15 protein-coding genes and 1 riboswitch are annotated in these 19,078 nt (G+C 51.0%); of the genes, 8 read left to right on the top strand and 7 right to left on the bottom strand.

Features of this window, described 5'->3' with window-relative positions; all coding sequences use genetic code 11:
* Positions 1–30 precede the first annotated feature (30 nt).
* The 4 genes from udk to secDF all read left to right on the top strand — a co-directional run bounded on the left by udk (position 31) and on the right by secDF (position 4,907).
* A complete protein-coding gene (gene udk, locus ACXYMU_RS02095) occupies positions 31–651 on the top strand; it encodes a uridine kinase (protein WP_458984685.1) in 621 nt (206 codons plus the stop codon).
* The gene (locus ACXYMU_RS02090; RefSeq protein ID WP_458984684.1) at positions 648–1,340 is read left to right on the top strand and encodes a potassium channel family protein; all 693 of its coding nucleotides are present in this window, start codon (positions 648–650) and stop codon (positions 1,338–1,340) included. Before udk ends, ACXYMU_RS02090 begins: the two co-directional genes overlap by 4 nt.
* Positions 1,341–1,436: 96 nt before the next feature.
* The gene (locus tag ACXYMU_RS02085) at positions 1,437–1,751 is read left to right on the top strand and encodes an RNA methyltransferase (RefSeq protein WP_458984683.1); all 315 of its coding nucleotides are present in this window, start codon (positions 1,437–1,439) and stop codon (positions 1,749–1,751) included.
* Positions 1,752–1,925: 174 nt separating this feature from the next.
* Positions 1,926–4,907: a protein translocase subunit SecDF gene (secDF, locus tag ACXYMU_RS02080; protein WP_458984682.1), complete on the top strand. Its 2,982-nt coding sequence runs from the start codon at positions 1,926–1,928 to the stop codon at positions 4,905–4,907.
* A 239-nt stretch (positions 4,908–5,146) separates the two neighbouring features.
* Here the strand turns inward: secDF and ACXYMU_RS02075 are convergent, their stop codons facing one another.
* Positions 5,147–5,758, bottom strand: a complete 612-nt coding sequence (locus tag ACXYMU_RS02075; RefSeq protein ID WP_458984681.1) for a NifU family protein — start codon at positions 5,756–5,758, stop codon at positions 5,147–5,149.
* Between the two features lie 215 nt (positions 5,759–5,973).
* Here ACXYMU_RS02075 and ACXYMU_RS02070 point away from each other — a divergent pair, with 215 nt between their 5' ends.
* Positions 5,974–7,359, top strand: coding sequence for a sodium:proton antiporter (locus ACXYMU_RS02070; RefSeq protein ID WP_458984680.1), 1,386 nt, complete (start codon positions 5,974–5,976; stop codon positions 7,357–7,359).
* 84 nt (positions 7,360–7,443) lie between these two features.
* Here ACXYMU_RS02070 and aroC read toward each other — a convergent pair whose 3' ends face one another.
* Positions 7,444–8,523, bottom strand: coding sequence for a chorismate synthase (gene aroC, locus ACXYMU_RS02065; RefSeq protein WP_458984679.1), 1,080 nt, complete (start codon positions 8,521–8,523; stop codon positions 7,444–7,446).
* A gap of 3 nt (positions 8,524–8,526) precedes the next feature.
* Positions 8,527–9,963, bottom strand: coding sequence for a BatD family protein (locus ACXYMU_RS02060; RefSeq protein ID WP_458984678.1), 1,437 nt, complete (start codon positions 9,961–9,963; stop codon positions 8,527–8,529).
* 472 nt (positions 9,964–10,435) lie between these two features.
* Here ACXYMU_RS02060 and ACXYMU_RS02055 point away from each other — a divergent pair, with 472 nt between their 5' ends.
* The 3 genes from ACXYMU_RS02055 (at position 10,436) to ACXYMU_RS02045 (ending at position 12,489) form a co-directional block, all read left to right on the top strand.
* The gene (locus tag ACXYMU_RS02055; protein ID WP_458984677.1) at positions 10,436–11,164 is read left to right on the top strand and encodes a ferritin-like domain-containing protein; all 729 of its coding nucleotides are present in this window, start codon (positions 10,436–10,438) and stop codon (positions 11,162–11,164) included.
* A 10-nt stretch (positions 11,165–11,174) separates the two neighbouring features.
* The gene (locus tag ACXYMU_RS02050; RefSeq protein ID WP_458984676.1) at positions 11,175–11,975 is read left to right on the top strand and encodes a ferritin-like domain-containing protein; all 801 of its coding nucleotides are present in this window, start codon (positions 11,175–11,177) and stop codon (positions 11,973–11,975) included.
* Positions 11,976–12,297: 322 nt separating this feature from the next.
* Positions 12,298–12,489 carry a hypothetical protein gene (locus tag ACXYMU_RS02045; RefSeq protein WP_458984675.1) on the top strand — a complete coding sequence of 64 codons (192 nt, stop codon included), beginning with the start codon at positions 12,298–12,300 and terminating at the stop codon, positions 12,487–12,489.
* Between the two features lie 9 nt (positions 12,490–12,498).
* On the opposite strand, the gene queG is transcribed toward ACXYMU_RS02045, so the two are convergent.
* From queG to ACXYMU_RS02025, 4 genes are all read right to left on the bottom strand, one after another.
* Positions 12,499–13,443, bottom strand: coding sequence for a tRNA epoxyqueuosine(34) reductase QueG (gene queG / locus ACXYMU_RS02040; protein WP_458984674.1), 945 nt, complete (start codon positions 13,441–13,443; stop codon positions 12,499–12,501).
* 305 nt (positions 13,444–13,748) lie between these two features.
* Complete coding sequence (gene ruvB, locus ACXYMU_RS02035; protein ID WP_458984673.1) at positions 13,749–14,798, bottom strand: Holliday junction branch migration DNA helicase RuvB; 1,050 nt, start codon at positions 14,796–14,798, stop codon at positions 13,749–13,751.
* 295 nt (positions 14,799–15,093) lie between these two features.
* Entirely contained in the window at positions 15,094–16,272 is a 1,179-nt protein-coding gene (locus ACXYMU_RS02030; RefSeq protein WP_458984672.1) for an acyl-CoA dehydrogenase family protein, read from the bottom strand.
* A gap of 162 nt (positions 16,273–16,434) precedes the next feature.
* Positions 16,435–18,906, bottom strand: coding sequence for a TonB-dependent receptor (locus ACXYMU_RS02025; protein ID WP_458984671.1), 2,472 nt, complete (start codon positions 18,904–18,906; stop codon positions 16,435–16,437).
* Positions 18,907–18,962: 56 nt separating this feature from the next.
* A riboswitch (TPP riboswitch) is annotated at positions 18,963–19,060 on the bottom strand.
* Positions 19,061–19,078: the final 18 nt, after the last annotated feature.

Here is a 19,078-nt window from a genome sequence, read left to right as displayed (position 1 = left end):
TAAATTTGTAGCCTGAAACCTTCACTTCCTATGCAAAAGCCATTTATCGTCGGGATTACAGGAGGTAGTGCTTCAGGAAAAACTACTTTTTTGAACAAGCTACTGACGTCTTTCTCCCCTGAAAACGTCTGCCTCGTATCCCAGGACAACTATTACAAGTCTCGCGAACACCAGACCATGGACCTGAACGGCGTGGTGAATTTTGACCTCCCTTCCTGCATCGATGACGAGGCCTATGCCCAGGACATCCTGAGGCTAAGCAAGGGCGAGACCGTTTACCGCACCGAATACACCTTCAACAACCCGAACGTGGTGCCGAAGCAGCTGGAGTTTAAACCGGCTCCGATTGTGGTGGTAGAAGGTATCTTCGTGTTTTACTTCGAGGAAATCGCCCGCCTGCTGGACCTGAAGATATACATCGATGCAAAGGAGTATATCAAATTACAGCGCCGCATCATTCGCGACCAGGTTGAGCGCGGTTACGACCTGGACGATGTGCTGTACCGGTATACCAACCACGTAGCGCCTACTTACGAGAAATACATCAAGCCCTATAAAAACGACGCCGACATCATCATCCCTAACAACAACAACTTTGAGAAGGGGCTGGAGGTGCTGACCACATTCCTAAACGCTAAGATAAAAGCATGAGGCACAAGTTTGCAGTAATCGGATTGGGCATTTTTGGCAGGTCCATTGCCACCACGCTGGCTGAGCGCGGCGCTGAAGTTATTGCCATCGACTCGAACGAAGACCATGCCGAGTCGATAAAAGATGAGGTAGCTTACGCTGTGGCCCTGGATGCCACTGACCTACGCGCCTTGGAGGCGCAGAACATCCAGGACATGGACGCCGTGATCGTGGCCATCGGCGAAGATTTTGAAGCTTTGCTGATCACGACGGCCAACCTGCAGGAACTGAACGTGAAGCGCGTGATCACACGGGCTTCAAACAAACAGCAGCGCCGCATCCTGGAAAAGATGGGTGTGCAGGAAATCCTTTCGCCGGAGGGTGAGGTAGGCAAAACGGTGGCCGAGCGCCTGCTGCAGCCGAGCATCCGCACGTTCCTGCCCCTGCCCGACAACTATGAGATTGTGGAGATTAATGCGCCGCGCAACATCGCCAACCGCAGCATCGCCAAGATCTCCCTCCGCGAGAAGTATAACCTGAACCTGATCACCATCAAGCGCTTCTTCGAGGAAATACTGGACGGGAAGCCAACCCAGGTAGAGCACATCATCGGTGTTCCGAAGGCCGACACGATTATTTATCCCTCAGACATTCTGATACTTATCGGGAAAAAGCATGATGTAAAGCGATTTATCGATATAAACCGCTAAGATTTTACTTTTTCTGATAAAAGGTTTTACATTTGTAGTTATACGTTGCGAATGCCACAGGTAAAAACCACATACTGCCTCCTCAAGCATCTTCTGATGTCTGTTACCCTGCTTTGGGCGCTTATGCTCAATGGCCAGGAGGTAGTGGCGTATACCTCGGCAACCCCAATTAGTAAGCAGCTTGCCTCTGCCCCTGCAGAAACCAGGACGGTTATCAAGCAAAAGGTATCGCTGGAGGCCACCACCTCTTTTGTGGCGCTTAATTTGCCACAGGCGGTAGTGCCGCTTCCGCAGCAGCCCACGTTCGCAAACCCCGCTGACCTGCTGCTACCGGCTTATACCACCATACCCCCGGGAATCGGCTTTGTAGCCCGACTGTTCCCTATCATCATTCAGCCCAACGCTCCTTAGGCGCTCCTTTTCACTGACCATCCTTGGCGTGCTTCTGGCATGCTAATCCTCTAATATCCTGCAGCTTGCGGAACGCATTCGCATGTTATTGCATTTTGGTTTTAACAACCATTACCGGATAAGAGCACAGTACATTCATATTTCACCTATACCTATTTTTTCATTTACTAAACAATGCGGAACAAAACGTTAATCATCGTTCTGACAGTGATTGTATCGGCGCTTTGCCTTTACTACCTGTCATTTTCCTTCATTGCCCGTAACGTACAGCAAGATGCAGCGGCCTATGCCACAGATGCACAAGGCAACGTGAACCGGGTAAAGGAGCAGGCTTACCTTGATTCCATCTGGAAAGAGCCTATTTTCCTGGGCATGACGTATCAGGAAGTTAAAGAAAACGAACTGGGCCTGGGCCTCGACTTAAAAGGCGGTATGCACGTAGTGCTGGAGGTTTCTCCTGTGGAGATCATCCGCTCTATGTCGGGCAACAGCAAAGACCCGAACTTCCTGAAGGCGCTGAACCGTGCCCAGGAACTGCAGAAAAACAGCCAGGAGCGCTTCACGAAGCTATTCGCAGAGGCTTACCGCGAGGTGGAGCCATCTGGCCGCCTGAGCCGCATCTTCTCGAACACAGCCAACCGTGGCAAGATCAGCTACGAGTCTACCAACGAACAGGTGATTGAAGTGATCGACACAGAAGTGGAAGACGCCATTGACCGCTCTTTCAACATCCTGCGCACGCGTATCGACCGTTTCGGTGTAACGCAGCCAAACATCCAGCGTCTGGAGGGCACAGGCCGTATCCAGATCGAGTTACCGGGCATCGACAACCCAGACCGTGTGCGTAACCTCTTGCAGGGTATGGCCAACCTGGAGTTCTGGGAAGTATGGTCGCCACAGGAATTCGGTCCTTACTTTATGCAACTGGGTCAGTACCTTGACCAGCAGCAGCAGGCAGGTAAACTGAACCTGGCGACAGACAGCAAGGCAACAACAAACGCTCAAGGCAATGCCGCCATCGTGAAAGAATCGACAGATGACGTGCTGGCACAGGCTGCTGCGGCTTCCGATTCGACTGCCACAGACTCTACTGCCGCCGCTTTGGCGGAAACCACTGTTGACTCTGCCGCTGCAGCGCAGACAGGCGTTTTGGCTACGCTTTTCACGCAGATGCCAAACGGTATCGGAGCCAACGTGCGTGACACTGCCAAGATCAACGATATCTTCAGCCGCACAGAAGTGCGCGCGATGTTCCCTCCGAACATGAAGTTCCTGTGGGGTGTGAAGCCGATTGTAGGTGACAACCGCCAGGAGTTTGTGGAGTTCTATGCTATTAAGAAAGGTCGTGGCGGCGAGGCTCCGCTTACCGGTGAGGCCGTGAACGATGCCCGTCAGGATTTTGACCAGACAGGCCGTCCTGAGATCAGCATGACCATGAACCCGACAGGCGCCAAGAACTGGGCCCGCCTGACAGGTGACAACATTGGCCGCCAGATTGCCATCGTGTTAGATAACTATGTATACTCTGCCCCTGTTGTACAGGGCGAGATTACAGGTGGTAGCTCTTCTATCTCTGGTAACTTCACCATTGAAGAAGCGCAAGACCTTGCCAACATCCTGAAAGCTGGTAAAATGCCAGCTCCTACCCGTATCGTGGAAGAAGCCGTAGTAGGTCCTTCTTTGGGCCGCGAGGCTATCAACCAGGGCCTGATCTCTACCCTGGCCGGTTTCGGTATCGTGGTACTGTTCATGATCGCCTACTATAGCCGCGGTGGTTTCATCGCTGACCTTGCCCTGCTTTTCAACGTGTTCTTTATCCTGGGTGTGCTGGCGCAGTTCCATGCGGCCCTGACGTTGCCAGGTATCGCTGGTATCGTATTGACCCTGGGTATGGCCGTGGATGCGAACGTACTGATTTTCGAGCGTATGCGGGAAGAGTCCCTGAAGGGGCTGCCGATGCGGGAGATCATCAACAAAGGGTATGAGAAGGCGTTCAGCACGATCTTGGATGCGAACGTAACAACCTTCCTCGTAGGCTTTATCCTTTACTTCTTCGGTTCTGGCCCGGTAAAAGGCTTCGCCATTACGCTGATGATCGGTATCGTGACGTCTTTCTTCACCTCCGTATTCATCTCTAGACTGTTCGTGGAAAGCACCTTTAAGAAGGGTGGCAAGCTGTCATTCTCTACTGCGCTGGCAGGCAAGATGTTCCGTAACATCAAGTTTGACGTGATGAAGTACAGAAAGCCGGCTTATGCTTTCTCACTGGCTGTATTGGTATTCGGCTTTGTGGCCATGTACATCAACGGTGGCCCTAACCTGGGTGTTGACTTTAAAGGCGGCCGCTCTTATGTAGTGGAGTTAGACAAGACAGTACCAGCATCTGATGTACGCACAGCCCTGATGGATGACTTTAACGAGGCAGGCACCGAGGTTAAAACTTACGACACGCCGAACCGTCTGAAAATCACGACAAGCTGGTTAGCCGATGACGAGAGCATTGAGGCAGATGAGAAAGTAAAGGCTGCTTTAATGGGTGGTCTGGCCGAGTATCAGAACCTGAACCCAGAGATCCTGAGCTCATCTAAAGTAGGCGCTACCATTGCCGACGACATCCAGAACACAGCCTTGATCGCGATTCTGCTGTCCTTGGTGGGTATCTTCATTTATGTGATGATCCGCTTCCGTAAGTGGCAGTTCTCATTGGGTGGCGTGGTAGCCTTGCTGCACGATGCCCTGATGATCATCGCGGTGTTCTCTATCCTGGACCTTTTCGGTATCTCTTACGAGATGGACCAGGTGTTCATCGCGGCGGTGCTGACCATCATCGGTTTCTCGATCAACGATACCGTGGTAATCTTCGACCGTGTGCGTGAGTACCTGAATGACAACCCGCGCTCGAACGTTCGCGAGGTAGTGAACCCAGCCCTGATCAGCACGTTTAGCCGTACCATCATCACTTCCCTGACATTGTTCCTGGTAGTAGTGATCCTGTTCATCTTCGGTGGTGAGGTGCTGCGCGGCTTCTCATTGGCTATGATCATCGGTGTGCTTTTCGGTACGTACTCTTCCCTGTTCATCGCTACGCCAATTGTAGTGGATACCATGAAAGACGACAAGAAAGTTACGACTCCTGTAGCACAGCCGGTTCGCTAAACCGTTAGTTAATTTAAACAGCAGAAGGGCCCGGAGCATTGCTTCGGGCCCTTCTGTTTTTATACCTGCAGGTAGCTATACATGTAGGGGTAAAGCCATACCTCCTGCTCAACCTGAATTAGCTATTGAGGCTGTACTGTATGCTTTTAAGTCTCACGCACCTGATCTGAGGGTACCATCCATAAAAAAAGCCAGCCCTTGACCGGGGCTGGCTTTTGAATATTCCGTATTGGTGAAGACTACACAGTTACACCGTCCGCCACAACTTCTGTTACCTGCGGCACCATACGCTTCAGCAGGTTCTCGATGCCGGCCTTCAGCGTTACGGTAGCAGACGGGCAGCCGCTGCAAGAACCTTGCAGGAACACAGTCACCACGCCATCATGGTAAGACTTGAAAGTGATGTTACCGCCATCCTGCTCTACAGCCGGGCGTACGTAATTCTCCAGTAGGTCTATTACCTTCTTAGAGATTTCCGCATCTTCAGCGGACGTTTCGCCATCAGGGGCAGCCGTTTCCGGCTTGGCAACTGAGAAGCCTTCTCTGAAAGCCGGTCCGCCAGACTCAACATATGATTTCAGGAACGTGCGCAGCTCCGGGATCAGTTTTACCCACTCCAAATCAGCGTTCTTGGTAACCGTAACAAAGTTGCTGGCAATGAACACACGGCCTACATAGTCAAAGTTAAAAAGCTCCTGCGCCAACGGCGAGTCAAGGGCACTTTCTAAGTTCGGATAGTCCACGCTCTGGCCTTCCGGCAACAGCTGCACGTTCATCACGAACTTCATTGATTCTGGGTTGGGGTTAGCTTCCGCGTAAACAGAAACTACTTTTTCTTTATTTTCTAGCATGAGATTCCTTGTTTTAGATTAAAACCAGTGGTTATATCTGAAAGTTTCCAAAATTAGTTAATATTTCCGAGAAGCAAAGAATGCAGGTACCTGCATATTGATGTTACTACATGGCAACCTGCCTAGCTTGCAGTTAAAATAGCATTTTACCACAGAAAACGTATCTTTGCGCTGCAAGCAAATTTGAACTGACGTAACACCGCACAATTCCAAACATGCTAACTAACTTTATCCTGCTGGCTCAAGCCCAGCATGCGCTTCCGGCCTTTCTGATTATACCATTTCTCCTGTTGATCGGAATGATCGCTGCCGGTCCCATTTTCTTCGGACATTTCTGGGAGCACAATTACAAAACCGTAGCCGTTACACTTGGCCTGACCGTATTGGCCTATTACCTGTTCGTGCTGCAAGACTATCACATGCCTGCCCATACCTTGGCAGAGTATGCTTCTTTCGCCATCCTACTCAGCTCCCTGTACATTGCAGCGGGGGGTATATACATCAACATCAATGCCAATGCCACCCCCTGGATGAACGTGGTCCTGATGGCCGTAGGAGCCGTGCTGGCGAATTTTGTAGGTACCACAGGGGCATCGTTGCTGCTGATCCGGCCGTTCATACGCCTGAACATCCACCGTATCAAGCCATACCAGATTATCTTCTTCATCTTTATCGTGAGTAATGCTGGTGGCTTGCTTACCCCGCTCGGCGACCCTCCCCTGTTCATTGGCTTCCTGAAAGGCGTGCCTTTCTTCTGGACGCTGCAGCACCTATTCATGCCGTGGGTAGTCGCGATTCTTATCCTCTGCCTGATCTTTTATATACTGGATAGCCGCAACAAAGAGCGTTACACGCCTAGCCCGGAAGTGGTGGCCCGCAACGAAGAGAAGACAGAGTTCTATGTGAGCGGCAAGCGTAACCTGTTCTGGCTGGCAATCATCATCGGGGCTATTTTCCTGGACCCTAACGTAGTGGAAGGCCTCCCATATATCTCATACGATGGCAGCAAGTTCTCTTTCCTGCGCGAGATAATCCAACTGTCAGCGGCTTTCTTGTGCTACCGCTTCTCCAGCAAAACAGCCTTAGCAGGTAATAAATTTAACTTTCACCCGATTCTGGAGGTGGTATTCCTGTTCTTCGGCATCTTTTTTACCATGATGCCGGCGCTGCAGCTTTCGGCGGCTATTGCCTCGTCTCCACAGTTCTCGCAGTACATCACCCCTAACTTCCTGTACTGGGCGACTGGCTCACTTTCCGGCTTCCTGGACAACGCACCAACTTATGCCAACTTCTTGTCGCTAGCGATGGCCAAGTACGACATGGCGCAGAACAGCGTAGTAGAGGTAAGGCAATTCGCTACTGGCACAGGCGCCGATCCGGCTACGCTGGTGCTATTAGAAGCCATTTCGCTATCCGCTGTGCTGTTCGGTGCCTTTACCTACATCGGTAACGGCCCTAACTTTATGGTGAAAGCTATCGCGGAAAGCGCGGGCATTAAAATGCCGACTTTCTTCGCTTACATCGTGCGCTTCTCTATCCCGTTCCTGTTGCCAGCCCTGCTGCTGATCTGGTTCCTGGTAGTGCACCTGCGTTTGTTCTAACAGACAGATTGTTATATAAAACAGAACGGCCAGGCTTCTTAAAGCCTGGCCGTTCTGTTTTATATAACAATTTTTTTTTTTTGCTTACAGCTTGCTTGCCTGCTGGCGCATCATGAAGTCTGCCAGCACCAGGGCGGCCATGGCATCTACGATCGGCACAGCGCGTGGCAGTACACAAGGGTCGTGGCGGCCTTTGCCTTTCAGGGTAATGTCCTCGCCGGCGTCGTTAATGGTTTGCTGCTCCTGCAGGATAGTGGCCACAGGCTTGAAGGCTACGTTAAAGTAAATGTCTTGCCCATTGCTAATGCCGCCCTGAATACCGCCTGAGTAGTTGGTACGGGTGCGGATGTTACCCTCCTCATCAGTGTAAAACTCATCGTTATGCTCAGAGCCGCGCATCCGCACGCCTTCAAAGCCGCTGCCATACTCAAAGCCCTTCACCGCATTGATGCTCAGCATGGCCTTTCCGAGTTCTGCATGCAGCTTGTCGAACACCGGCTCGCCTAAGCCTGCCGGCACTCCCTGCACCACGCAGCTCACCACACCGCCAATCGTATCGAGGCTATCCCGGGCATCTTCAATCAAGCCTATCATACGGGCGGCAGTACCGCCGTCCGGGCAACGCACAATGTTAGCGTCAATCTGGCTCAAGTCCAGCTCGTTATAGGGCTTGTTCAGCTTGATCTTGCCAACCTGCGACACATAGGACTTGATAGTGATCCCGTACTTAGCCAGCATTTTGGCTGCCAGGGCCCCTGCTGCCACCCGTGCCACCGTTTCGCGGGCCGAGCTGCGGCCGCCGCCCCGATAGTCGCGGGTGCCGTATTTGGCGGTATAGGTATAATCCGCGTGCGAGGGACGGAACGCGTGCTGAATGTGGCTGTAATCGTGGCTGTGCTGGTCTTTATTGTTTACAACCATGGCAATGGGCGTGCCCTGGGTTTTATCTTCAAACACACCCGACAGGATGGTTACTTTGTCCTCCTCCTGCCGGGGCGTCGTGATTTTGGACTGTCCCGGGCGGCGGCGATCCAATGCATGCTGAATCTCGGCGACGTCTATTGCTACCCCTGCCGGACAGCCATCTACAATCACGCCTACGGCCGCCCCATGCGACTCCCCAAAAGTTGTAATCCGGAAAAGCTTTCCGTATGTATTGCTCATATGTTATTTCTTTATGAAAACGAACGCCGCCACAGCCAACAGCACCAGCACAATGATATTAGTGCTTCGCTTGATGCCGTCCAGAAAATGCAGGCTGACCAGCGTGTTGTCTTCGTTTTCGATGATATTATAAAAAGAACCCAAATCTTTAGAAAGCACAAGGCCACTCGCCTCGTGTTGCCCGGTTACCTGCACATATAGTGCAGGGCGCAGCGTATCGTAAGCGGCTGTCTTAGGGTTAAAGTAAATCCACTGCAGTGCCTCGCTCATACTATAGCGGCCCGGCTCGCGGGGCAGCACCGCATAGGCAAACGACTTAGCGCCCACTATTCTGCCCGAGCGCTTGGTAATATCCTGGCGCACATCTGGAGGGTAAAACTCCAGGCCTGGCGGTGCTTCAGGCACAGGGGGCGTAATGGCCGCCAGGTTGCCCTCCCCTTCTAACTCGAAAAGATAAGTAAAACTCTTATTCACAGCCACTTTTTTCTTTGATACCCGCTCATTTAACCGGTAATTCCCAACCGGCACCACATCCCGGAGCGGGTGCGGCGGCAGTTCCTTTACCGTTACCACGCGCTCCCTGGAGTAAAATGTTTTATACCCCTCCTGCCGGTCTTGCGCCAATAGGCTGGGGTTTTTAGCCACTTTGTATTTGATCATCTGCAGTTTGAGCTGCGGAAAACGCAGCGGTTCCAGATTGAGCGGGAAAAGCACGGACTCATACAGTTTAAAACGCAGGTATGGCTCGTCTTGCACTGTTACGTTCTCAGGTGTGATCTCCGTGTAATCAAATGCTTCCTCCCAGGTGTGTGGCTGCTTCAGCTCACGCAGTAGACCAATAATCTGGTTATTAAAGTCGTAAAAGTCGAGCAGGGGCTGGTCGGCCTCTGCCAGGTAAAAATAGAGCACTACGTTAACGCCCTCGCCCACAAACACCTCACTTTTGTTGGTATAAACTGTCAGGAAGGCGTTGTCTTCCTTGTCCACAAACTCCTGCGTCTCTTCACCCGCCAGCTCATTCTCGTCAGTAGTGATAAGGTTGGGTTGGTTAGGGCTTTGGGCAACACTGGCCTGCGGGGGCACCACCTCTATCTCCATCCCCGGCGATTGCACTGTTTGTCCGTTCACCTTCATCGAGAAAGGCCGAAGCGTAAACTCGCCTTCCTCAAGCGGAGCGTAGTTTTGTGTGATGGTGAGAATGGTGGTGGTATTGCCCCCCGTGATAATAGTTTTGGTGGAGGAATACTTATTGCTCTTTTTGAAACCCTCTATCTCGGGAAATGGGGTATAATCTTTCAGCTGCTGGTTTTGCAGCTTGATCGATACGGTATAGTACTGGTTAAGCGGCACTGGCCCCTTGCGCAACTCTAGGCTTATCTGCTGCGCCCATGCAGGTACCGCTACAGCAAAGCATATAAACAGGAGGAGTAAAAACCGCATAATTACTTGTCGCTAAATGCAAAGGGTGCGCTTTGTGCAAAAACAAATATAAGAAATAAAATAGCCTTTGCCGACCTCACGGCTCAACCCCCGGCGCATACTGCGCGCTTCTGGCCACAGTATATCCAAATCAGTACAATTTAACGCATCGAAAAAGGCCTTACCCGACTATATTATTACCTGTAGCAACATTTATTTTTCAGGCGCATGACCTTTTCTGATATCAATCTGCTGCCTGTAAAAACACACGCCATCAGCTAAAAACACGCTATATATAAAATATAAGTTTTAATAGTAAATGGAAATCGCTGCTCTGATTGAGCCTTAAATAATTTTTTTTGAGTAGACCGGTAAATCCAAGTTTCAGCCTGCACCGTACTTCAAATACAATTTAACAGGTAACGGCACCTTGGATGATTTTCGCTGAGGGAAAGCCAACCTTGAAGCTTATAACTATCTAAAAAGTAAAATTATGACTAAACCGACCAAGCCTGAAGAGAAAGAAGGAGGGCTAATGAAATCCTTCACTAATCCCATGCAGCGCCGTACGTTCTTCCGATATGCTGGTGCTACTGCAGCCGCAACCACACTTATCCTGACTACTTCTTGCGATGATGACGATGACATCACACCGCCATCCAACGAAGAAGTGGACCTTGGCTCCGAAGATGTTGGTATCCTGAATTATGCTTATGCCCTGGAGCAGTTAGAAGCTGCGTTTTATACCGCAGTGGTAGCCAACTCGGCATCTGTACTGTCTTCCAGTGAAATGACCATCATGCAAGACCTGAAAGCACACGAAATAGCGCACCGCGAACTGTTCAAGACGGCACTCGGAAGCAACGCCATCCCTAGCCTTGAGGTAGATTTCAGCTCCATTAACTTCAACAGCAAGACCAGCGTGCTTGAGACAGCCAAAACGTTTGAAGATTTGGGCGTAGCAGCTTACAACGGCGCTGGTAAATTATTATCAGACACTGGCGTGGGTTTAGATTACCTGTTACTTGCGGGTAAGATTGTTTCGGTGGAGGCACGCCATGCTGCAGCTATTCATGATATGATCAGCAATAATGCCAGAGCATATGGCAAAGCGCTAATAGACAGTAATGGCCTGGATAGAGCCATGTCGCCTACTGAAGTGTTAACCGCAGCATCTGGCTTTATCGCAACAAAAATCAATTTCAGCAACCTTCCCAAATAAGAAATAAGACATGAATATATTTAAGATTATAAAAGATATAGAGAAAGTTGACAGCGAAGTGTATGATCGGCTTTCATCCCGACGTCAGGCTTTCAGCAGCTTCGGAAGCTTTGGTAAGAAAGTAGCACTCTCAGCTGTGCCGATTGCCATGGGTACCATGTTCAAGAAAGCCTACGGACAGTCTACTACCGGCATTGTGGATGTGCTAAATTATGCTTTGACACTAGAGTACCTGGAGTCGGAGTTTTATCAGCAGGGTTTGGATGCTAACGGCGCCATTGCAGCCGAGAACAGAGCCTTCTTTACCGATGTGCGCGACCATGAAGTGGCACACGTAAACCTGCTAAAAGGTGTGATTGAAAGCCTTAATGCAACGCCAGTGAGCAAGCCTACCTTCGACTTCTCTGCAGGTGGCGCCTTCCCTACCTGGAACTCAGACCCGGCAACTTTCCTGACGCTTGCCCAGGCTTTTGAGGATACAGGTGTAAGAGCCTATAAAGGACAAGCCGCTAATTTGGTAAGCAATAACAATGTTCTGACAGCAGCCTTGCAGATTCACGCCGTTGAAGCACGCCATGCAGCCATCGTGCGCAGAATCAGAGGCCTGAAAGGCTGGATTACAGGCGGGCCAGAAGGGCAGCAGGTTCCGACAGCAGCGGCAGGAGTTTATGAGGGAGAAAACCAGACGACACAGGCAGGTGTGGATGTACCGGCTATATCCAGCATCTCAGCGGCTAATGTATCGGAGGCCTTTGATGAGCCGCTTTCTATGAGCCAGGTACTTAATATTGCTTCGCTCTTTATCGCTTAGCACCAAGTATCAACATTCCTGATGATCCCTTCCTGAAAGCAGCTTTTAAGCCGCTTTCAGGAAGGGATTTTTTTGTGATAAATAAGCACAAAGACAATAGCTCTGATGAAGTAATACTTAGCCTGAATTGATTAGGCAATTATCAATCAGGCACTTACAGACATATAAAAAGGCTAATATTATCGCTAACCGCTTACTTTACAATAGGTTACAATACAGTATCGTAAATATCCAAAAAAAACTTGTAAGTGACTACTTACTTCAATAACTTTGTGACGTATATGTGATATACCATTAACCTTTAAACCTGTATCATAAAAAGATGCTAGAGTACATTAAGACAATTTTATTGAAAGTAAGCTTCGATAAAATGCTGTTTGAGAAAGAGTTACGTAAAGCCTTCAAAGTATTGGCTTCAGAAGAATTAAAACTACTAAAACAATGGTGCTACGACCAGTTTTCTGGCGTATACCTTGCCATCCTTAACAAAGTGTTTTTAAGAGCACGAGCATAGAACAATCGGTTACGCTGGCTTCCGCTCCACAAATTGGATATTGCGCACCAAGCCAGCGTAACCGGTTCTTTTTACAGCAGACTTTTTAAACAGCTGCGAAAACACCTCTTGTGTGAGTTCCCGCCAATCGTTCGGTTTCATATCCAGTAGATGCGGATGAGGCGCAAAGGCAGGCTCGCGGTGAGGTTTGCTGAACCGGTTCCAAGGGCACACGTCCTGGCATATGTCGCAACCAAACACCCAGTTCCCGAATTTCCCTTCCATCTCCTGCGGCAACTGGTCTTTCAATTCTATTGTGAAATAAGAAATACATTTGCTGCCATCCACCACGTATGGCGCTGTAATGGCATTTGTCGGGCAGGCATCCAAACAACGGGTACACGAACCGCAATAATCCTTTATAGGGCCATCCGGTTCCAGTTCCAGGTCAATGATTAACTCAGCGATGAAGTAGAAACTACCTACTTGCGGCGTGATCAGGTTACTGTTTTTGCCTATCCAGCCCAAACCACTTTTCTTGGCCCAAGCCTTGTCGAGCACCGGGGCAGAATCCACGAAACAGCGCCCACCTACCTCTCCTATTTCCTCGTTGATATGGTGAAGCAGTTCCTTCAGCTTGTCTTTAATTACAAAGTGGTAATCCGTGCCGTAGGCGTATTTCGAGATTTTATACGTTCCCTCTTCCGGCTGTGTCTCCTCTGGAAAGTAGTTGAGCAGTAGCGACACGACCGACTTTGCCCCGTCCACTAGCAGGCGCGGGTCCAGGCGCTTGTCAAAGTGGTTCTCCATGTAATGCATCTGCCCGTGCATATTCTGGTTTAGCCAGCGTTCCAGGCGCGGGGCCTCCTCCTCCAGAAAATCTGCTTTCGAGACGCCGCAATACATGAAACCCAGGTCTTTGGCTTTTTGCTTAATCAGGAATGTATACTTCTCTTTGTTCAATGCTGTACTCAATGCCGTTGTTTATACTATAACAGAAACAAAAGTAAGTCAAAATAAATCCAGGCGCAGGTTCTAATGGTTTTATGTGATGCCGAACCAGGCAAAAGCACTTCTCCTGAAAGCTATAGCACTTAAAGCAAAAGCCCATAGTCCATAAAGAACAGGCGTATCTTAAAACTGAAAAGCATTTAAAAGGCAAACTCACTTAAGTGATAGATTCGGACACTTGCGACAGATAGGTTTGTCATAATGCCTCTATCATAAAACAAGAGAGCAGGCGGTTAGGCCTGCTCTCTTGTAAACGTCATCACAAACAATTATTGACTCCCAGTCTGGTCGAAAAGGCTGCCGGGTGAAACCTGCTGCGGTGGCACTTTGCCTAAGTGCCTGTAAGCTGCTTCCGTTGCCTCGCGGCCGCGGGCTGTGCGCTTTATATACCCCTCCTGTATCAGGAAAGGCTCGTATACTTCCTCTATCGTTTCTGCTTCCTCACCGCAGGCAGTTGCAATGGTGGACAGGCCTACCGGTCCGCCTTTATACTTGTCGATGATGGTCAGCAGGATACGCTTGTCCATATCGTCGAGGCCGTTATGGTCTACATCCAAGGCATGCAGGGCAAACTTGGCAATATCTACCGTGATGGTGCCGTCTCCCTTTACCTGGGCAAAATCGCGGGTGCGGCGCAGCAGGTTGTTGGCGATACGGGGTGTACCCCGGCTACGGCGGGCAATCTCAAAAGCAGCATCCGCGTGAATAGGCGCTCCTAACAGCATAGAAGATCGCTTTACAATAGAGGTTAGCAATTCAGAATCATAGTACTCCAGGCGGCTGTTGATGCTAAAGCGTGCCCGCAAGGGTGCTGTCAGCAAACCAGAGCGCGTAGTTGCCCCAATCAACGTGAACGGGTTCAGGCTGATTTGCACAGAACGCGCATTCGGCCCTGAATCCAGCATGATGTCGATCTTGTAATCCTCCATGGCCGAGTACAGGTACTCTTCCACAATTGGGTTAAGACGGTGGATCTCATCAATGAATAACACATCGTTGGGCTCCAAATTCGTTAACAAACCTGCCAGGTCGCTCGGTTTATCCAATACCGGCCCGGAGGTCATTTTTATACCGGCATCCAGTTCCGCGGCAATAATATGCGACAGCGTGGTTTTACCCAATCCCGGAGGGCCATGCAACAGCACGTGGTCCAGTGCCTCGCCTCTGCGCCGGGCTGCCAGCACAAAAATCTTCAGGTTCTCTACCACCTTCGCCTGACCTGTGAAGTCACTAAAGCTTAGGGGGCGAAGTGCCTTGTCTATATCACGTTCCGCTGGCGTAAGGTGCTCCTTTTCGCCAGTGAGATAATCTTCTCTCATAACATTAAACCTTCTTCAAAAAAACGAGCTTCCGCTGCTCCTAAAGGTAACAGTTTCGGCTTTTGTTTCGCTCCATATCTACCCACGAAGTTAACGAATTTTGCTAATTATTTTACACAAATCACCATTAAATCTAATATAATTAGCAACCCCTGGCAATGACTTTTAGAACCCCTGCGGAAGGCACAGCTCCTGTAAGCGGCTGTGGGGAACATAAAAAAGGCAGCTACTCGCGCAGCTGCCTCTCTAAGTTTTTACGCCACCTAATTAAAAAGCAACGCATCACGGTCAACTATTACTTAAACGCCTGTATGCCTGTAATGTCCGCACCTGTGATAAGCAGGTGGATGTCGTGGGTGCCCTCGTAGGTGATGACAGACTCCAGATTCATCATGTGGCGCATGATCGGGTACTCGCCCGTGATGCCCATACCCCCATGGATCTGGCGTGCCTCGCGCGCGATGTGCAGGGCCATGTCCACGTTGTTGCGTTTCGCCATCGAGATTTGCTGCGTAGTGGCCTTGCCTTCGTTCATCAGGGTGCCGAGCCGCCAGGTCAACAACTGCGCTTTCGTAATTTCTGTCAGCATCTCGGCCAGCTTCTTTTGGGTGAGCTGAAAGCCGCCAATGGGTTTGTCGAACTGGACGCGCTCCAGGCTATACTTTAAAGCTGACTCGTAGCAGTCGATGGCGGCACCGACCACACCCCAGGAAATGCCATAACGGGCAGAGTCGAGGCAGCCTAGCGGGCCTTTCAAGCCATCAATGTTTGGCAGCAGGTTCTCCTTTGGCACTTTCACGTTGTCAAACACCAGTTCGCCGGTGCAGCTGGCCCGCAGGCTCCACTTGTTGTGTATCTCAGGTGTGGTAAATCCTTCCATCCCACGCTCTACGATCAACCCTTTGATACGGCCTTCCTCATTCTTAGCCCATACCACCGCCACCTGGCATTCCGGGGAGTTGGAGATCCACATTTTGGCGCCGTTCAGCAGGTAGTGGTCGCCCATGTCCTTGATGTTGGTCACCATGCCGCCTGGGTTCGAGCCGAAGTCAGGCTCTGTCAGTCCGAAGCAGCCCAGCCACTCGCCACTGGCTAATTTGGGCAGGTATTTCTTGCGCTGCTCCTCCGAGCCATACTTATAGATAGGGTACATAACCAGTGAGCCTTGCACCGATGCTGTAGAGCGCATGCCTGAGTCGCCGCGCTCGATTTCCTGCATGATGATACCATAACTGATATAATCCAGGCCGCCGCCGCCATACTCCGTCGGGATGGTCGGGCCGAATGCGCCTACCTCACCAAACTTTTTCACAATCTCTGAGGGGAAGTGCGCCTCTTGCGCCCATTGCTCGATGTTTGGCGAGATTTCCCGCTTCACGAAATCGCGCATCGTCTGCCGGATCAGCAGGTGCTCCTCGGTCAGCAGCTCATCAATGTTAAAGTAGTCAGGGGCTCCGGTGGATTCGTAGGTCATCGTTTTATGCTTGTGTGTTAGTAGTAGTAGTTAGAGTAGTTTATACGTGCCGCACGGCAGTGTTTCAGTTCTATTAAAGCAATTTAGCAAATTCGCCGGCAATCCATAAAAAAAGCCCCACCGGTTGATGGGGCTTTGATCATCTGTCAGCTGACAGCTTACTTAGAACTTCAGGCCAACAGACAACAGGTAGTTGCGTGTTGCCTGCGGATAGTAAAAGTTCTCGGTGATTTGCTCGCCGTAGATGTAGCTGAAAGTATAGCCGTTGGCCGCATACTGCTCGTTGAACACGTTGTTCAATAGTAGCCCCAGTTCCAGTTCTTTCAGCAGGTTTTTGAAGCCCAGGTTATAGCGGAAGCGTAGGTCGCCTACCTGGTAGGCAGGGATAATGCGGCTTTCATTCTCGGTGTTATCAAGGTATTGCTTGCTCACGGTCTTGTAGATAAAGGCCGCTTTCAACCCTTTCAGCAGCTGCACCTCCAGTTGGTTGGTCGTTACCCAGTCCGGGGAGAAGGCGATTCTGGTATCAGCATAGCGGTTGAGCACTTGGTCACCATTTCCATAATCGTCGATGTATTCATTCAACGCGCCAATTCTGCTGTTGCTGTAGGCCAGGTTAGCGTTCAGGGTAGCAAAATCACCCAACTGCAATGCTCCGGCAAGTTCTATCCCCTGGCGGTAGCTGTTGTCGATGTTCGTACGGGTATACGCGCCCACGTCGTTGATCTGGCCGGTCAGCACCAGTTGGTTTGTGTAGTCCATCAGGTACAGGTTCGCCTCTACGTTCGCCGTCAGGGGCATACCTGCCATCTGTGCCGGCCCAAACTGACCGCGGTAACCGGCCTCTACGTTGTGCAACGTCTCGTGCTTCGGGCGGCTACTGGGGGTAGACTCCGTGAAGTCGTCGCGCACCGGCTCGCGGTTACCCACGGCGTAAGAGGCGTACAGCTGGTGTGTTGGCTGCAGGCTGTAGGTTATACCTGCCTTCGGGTTCCAGAAGGTATAAGCTGCCTCCTGCGTAATGTTATCGCCATCATTGTCAAAGCCCAAGAACTCATAGCCCACCTTCCGAAGCTGCAAATCGCCGAACACGCTTAGCTTGTCCGTGAGGCTATAGGTTGCCTTGGCGAAGATGTTGAAGTCGGTCTTGTCGGCGTCGTTGTCATAATAGCGGTCGCGGATGTCGGAGTCAGAGGCATAGCGTGCCCAGATGATCTCCCCGAAATGACTGCCCGTATAGCGGTTCCAGGCACCACCCAACGTGGCATTCAGGCGGCTGCCCGGTGCATACTGCAAGGCATAAGTGGCCCCGTAAAAATCGTTATCGAGCCAGCGGCGTCGGATCAAATCTGTGCTTGACACCGTTTCATCGCCGATCACTACGTCAGCCAGGCCGTAGTCCGCCAGGTCATCATCCGCCCGGAATTGCTCGTAATAGCCACGGCCATAGGTATAGTGCAACGCACCTGAAAAGCTCAGTCCCGGCATAAAGTCGTGCGCCAGGTGCAACTGGTAGTGGTCCTGCTGGTAATTATCGGTTTCGTTATCGTAGGTATAATAGTTGTAGCGGCGACCGGAAGACAGCAGGTTCTCTTTGTCGGCCCCATCAATGTAATTCCGGTCGATGTAGGCTTGCAGATCGGCCGCATTGCCGTATACCAGCGCTTCAGGGGTGCCATACCATGCCTGGTAGGTCTGCTCTTTGCCCGAGAAAGTGATGAACTTCACGGAAGTTTTATCGCCATAGTACCCTCCCGAGAAATAGAAGGACTTCAGGTCTGAGGAAGCCCGGTCCACGTAGCCATCGGAGGTAATGCGCGACAAGCGACCATCAAAGGCAAATTTCCCGTTGAGCAGGCCCGTGCCGAAGCGCACGTTGTTGCGCCAAGTGTCAAAAGAGCCGTAGGTATGATCGGTTTCGGCATAAGCCTCACGGCGCACCTGCTCCGTCTGGATGTTGAGGCTCGCCCCAAAGGCACCCGCCCCGTTGGTAGAAGTACCTACCCCACGCTGCACCTGTATGTCCTGCACCGAAGAGGCAAAGTCCGGCATATTCACAAAGAACACGCCATGGCTCTCCGAATCGTTGATCGGGATGCCGTTTACCGTTACGTTAATGCGGGTAATATCAGAGCCCCGTATCCGGATACCGGTATAGCCCACGCCTGCGCCGGCATCGGAGTTTACGACCACCGACGGCACCTGCTCGAGCAGGTAAGGCAGGTCCTGCCCGAAATTGCGGGACTCGATTTCCTCCTGGCTAACGTTGGTGAAAGTGGTACCGGTACGCTCGTCGGCACGGGTGGCCTGCACCACCACCTCACTGGTTTGAAGCGCCTGTTGCTGCAGCGCCACCGTTACCGGGTTTTGCTGTGGCAGGGCCACTTTTATGCGTTTCTGCTCATACCCCAGGTAGCTAATTTTAAGGCTATACGTGCCTGCGGGTAAGCTCTGAAAGGCAAACTCTCCGTTCGCGGCTGCGGCAACACCTGTGCCTGTGCGCTCCAACACAACGGTGGCCCCGGCCAGTGCCTCGCCTTTGGCCGCACTGGTTACGCGCCCGCTCAGCTGGTACTGGGCTACTAGCTGCAAAGGCAGCAAAAAGGCAGCGATTGCAGTAAATAACTTAAACATGGTAATGGAATAAAAATTGGTGAAACAGACAGGAAGCCAGGGGTTAGCCGCCTGTATTTAATGTTTACCGTTATTCCCTTCGCCGGCATTACCCGGATCAGGTTCAATGGGTATAATCTCAGCCCGTAGTATTCAGGCACCCCTTAACTGCCACAAAGGTACGAGCCTTTTT

Source organism: Pontibacter sp. CAU 1760 (genome assembly GCF_054482735.1).
The sequence above is the reverse complement of the archived record's forward strand: the minus strand, read 5'-3'. Positions and strand labels throughout refer to the sequence as shown.

Excerpts from the sequence above, each read along its gene's own strand:
- udk (WP_458984685.1), top strand. The coding sequence starts at position 31 with ATGCAAAAGCCATTTATCGTCGGGATTACAGGAGGTAGTGCTTCAGGA.
- ACXYMU_RS02090 (WP_458984684.1), top strand. The coding sequence starts at position 648 with ATGAGGCACAAGTTTGCAGTAATCGGATTGGGCATTTTTGGCAGGTCC.
- ACXYMU_RS02085 (WP_458984683.1), top strand. The coding sequence starts at position 1,437 with ATGTCTGTTACCCTGCTTTGGGCGCTTATGCTCAATGGCCAGGAGGTA.
- secDF (WP_458984682.1), top strand. The coding sequence starts at position 1,926 with ATGCGGAACAAAACGTTAATCATCGTTCTGACAGTGATTGTATCGGCG.
- ACXYMU_RS02075 (WP_458984681.1), bottom strand. The coding sequence starts at position 5,758 with ATGCTAGAAAATAAAGAAAAAGTAGTTTCTGTTTACGCGGAAGCTAAC.
- ACXYMU_RS02070 (WP_458984680.1), top strand. The coding sequence starts at position 5,974 with ATGCTAACTAACTTTATCCTGCTGGCTCAAGCCCAGCATGCGCTTCCG.
- aroC (WP_458984679.1), bottom strand. The coding sequence starts at position 8,523 with ATGAGCAATACATACGGAAAGCTTTTCCGGATTACAACTTTTGGGGAG.
- ACXYMU_RS02060 (WP_458984678.1), bottom strand. The coding sequence starts at position 9,963 with ATGCGGTTTTTACTCCTCCTGTTTATATGCTTTGCTGTAGCGGTACCT.
- ACXYMU_RS02055 (WP_458984677.1), top strand. The coding sequence starts at position 10,436 with ATGACTAAACCGACCAAGCCTGAAGAGAAAGAAGGAGGGCTAATGAAA.
- ACXYMU_RS02050 (WP_458984676.1), top strand. The coding sequence starts at position 11,175 with ATGAATATATTTAAGATTATAAAAGATATAGAGAAAGTTGACAGCGAA.
- ACXYMU_RS02045 (WP_458984675.1), top strand. The coding sequence starts at position 12,298 with ATGCTAGAGTACATTAAGACAATTTTATTGAAAGTAAGCTTCGATAAA.
- ruvB (WP_458984673.1), bottom strand. The coding sequence starts at position 14,798 with ATGAGAGAAGATTATCTCACTGGCGAAAAGGAGCACCTTACGCCAGCG.
- ACXYMU_RS02030 (WP_458984672.1), bottom strand. The coding sequence starts at position 16,272 with ATGACCTACGAATCCACCGGAGCCCCTGACTACTTTAACATTGATGAG.
- ACXYMU_RS02025 (WP_458984671.1), bottom strand. The coding sequence starts at position 18,906 with ATGTTTAAGTTATTTACTGCAATCGCTGCCTTTTTGCTGCCTTTGCAG.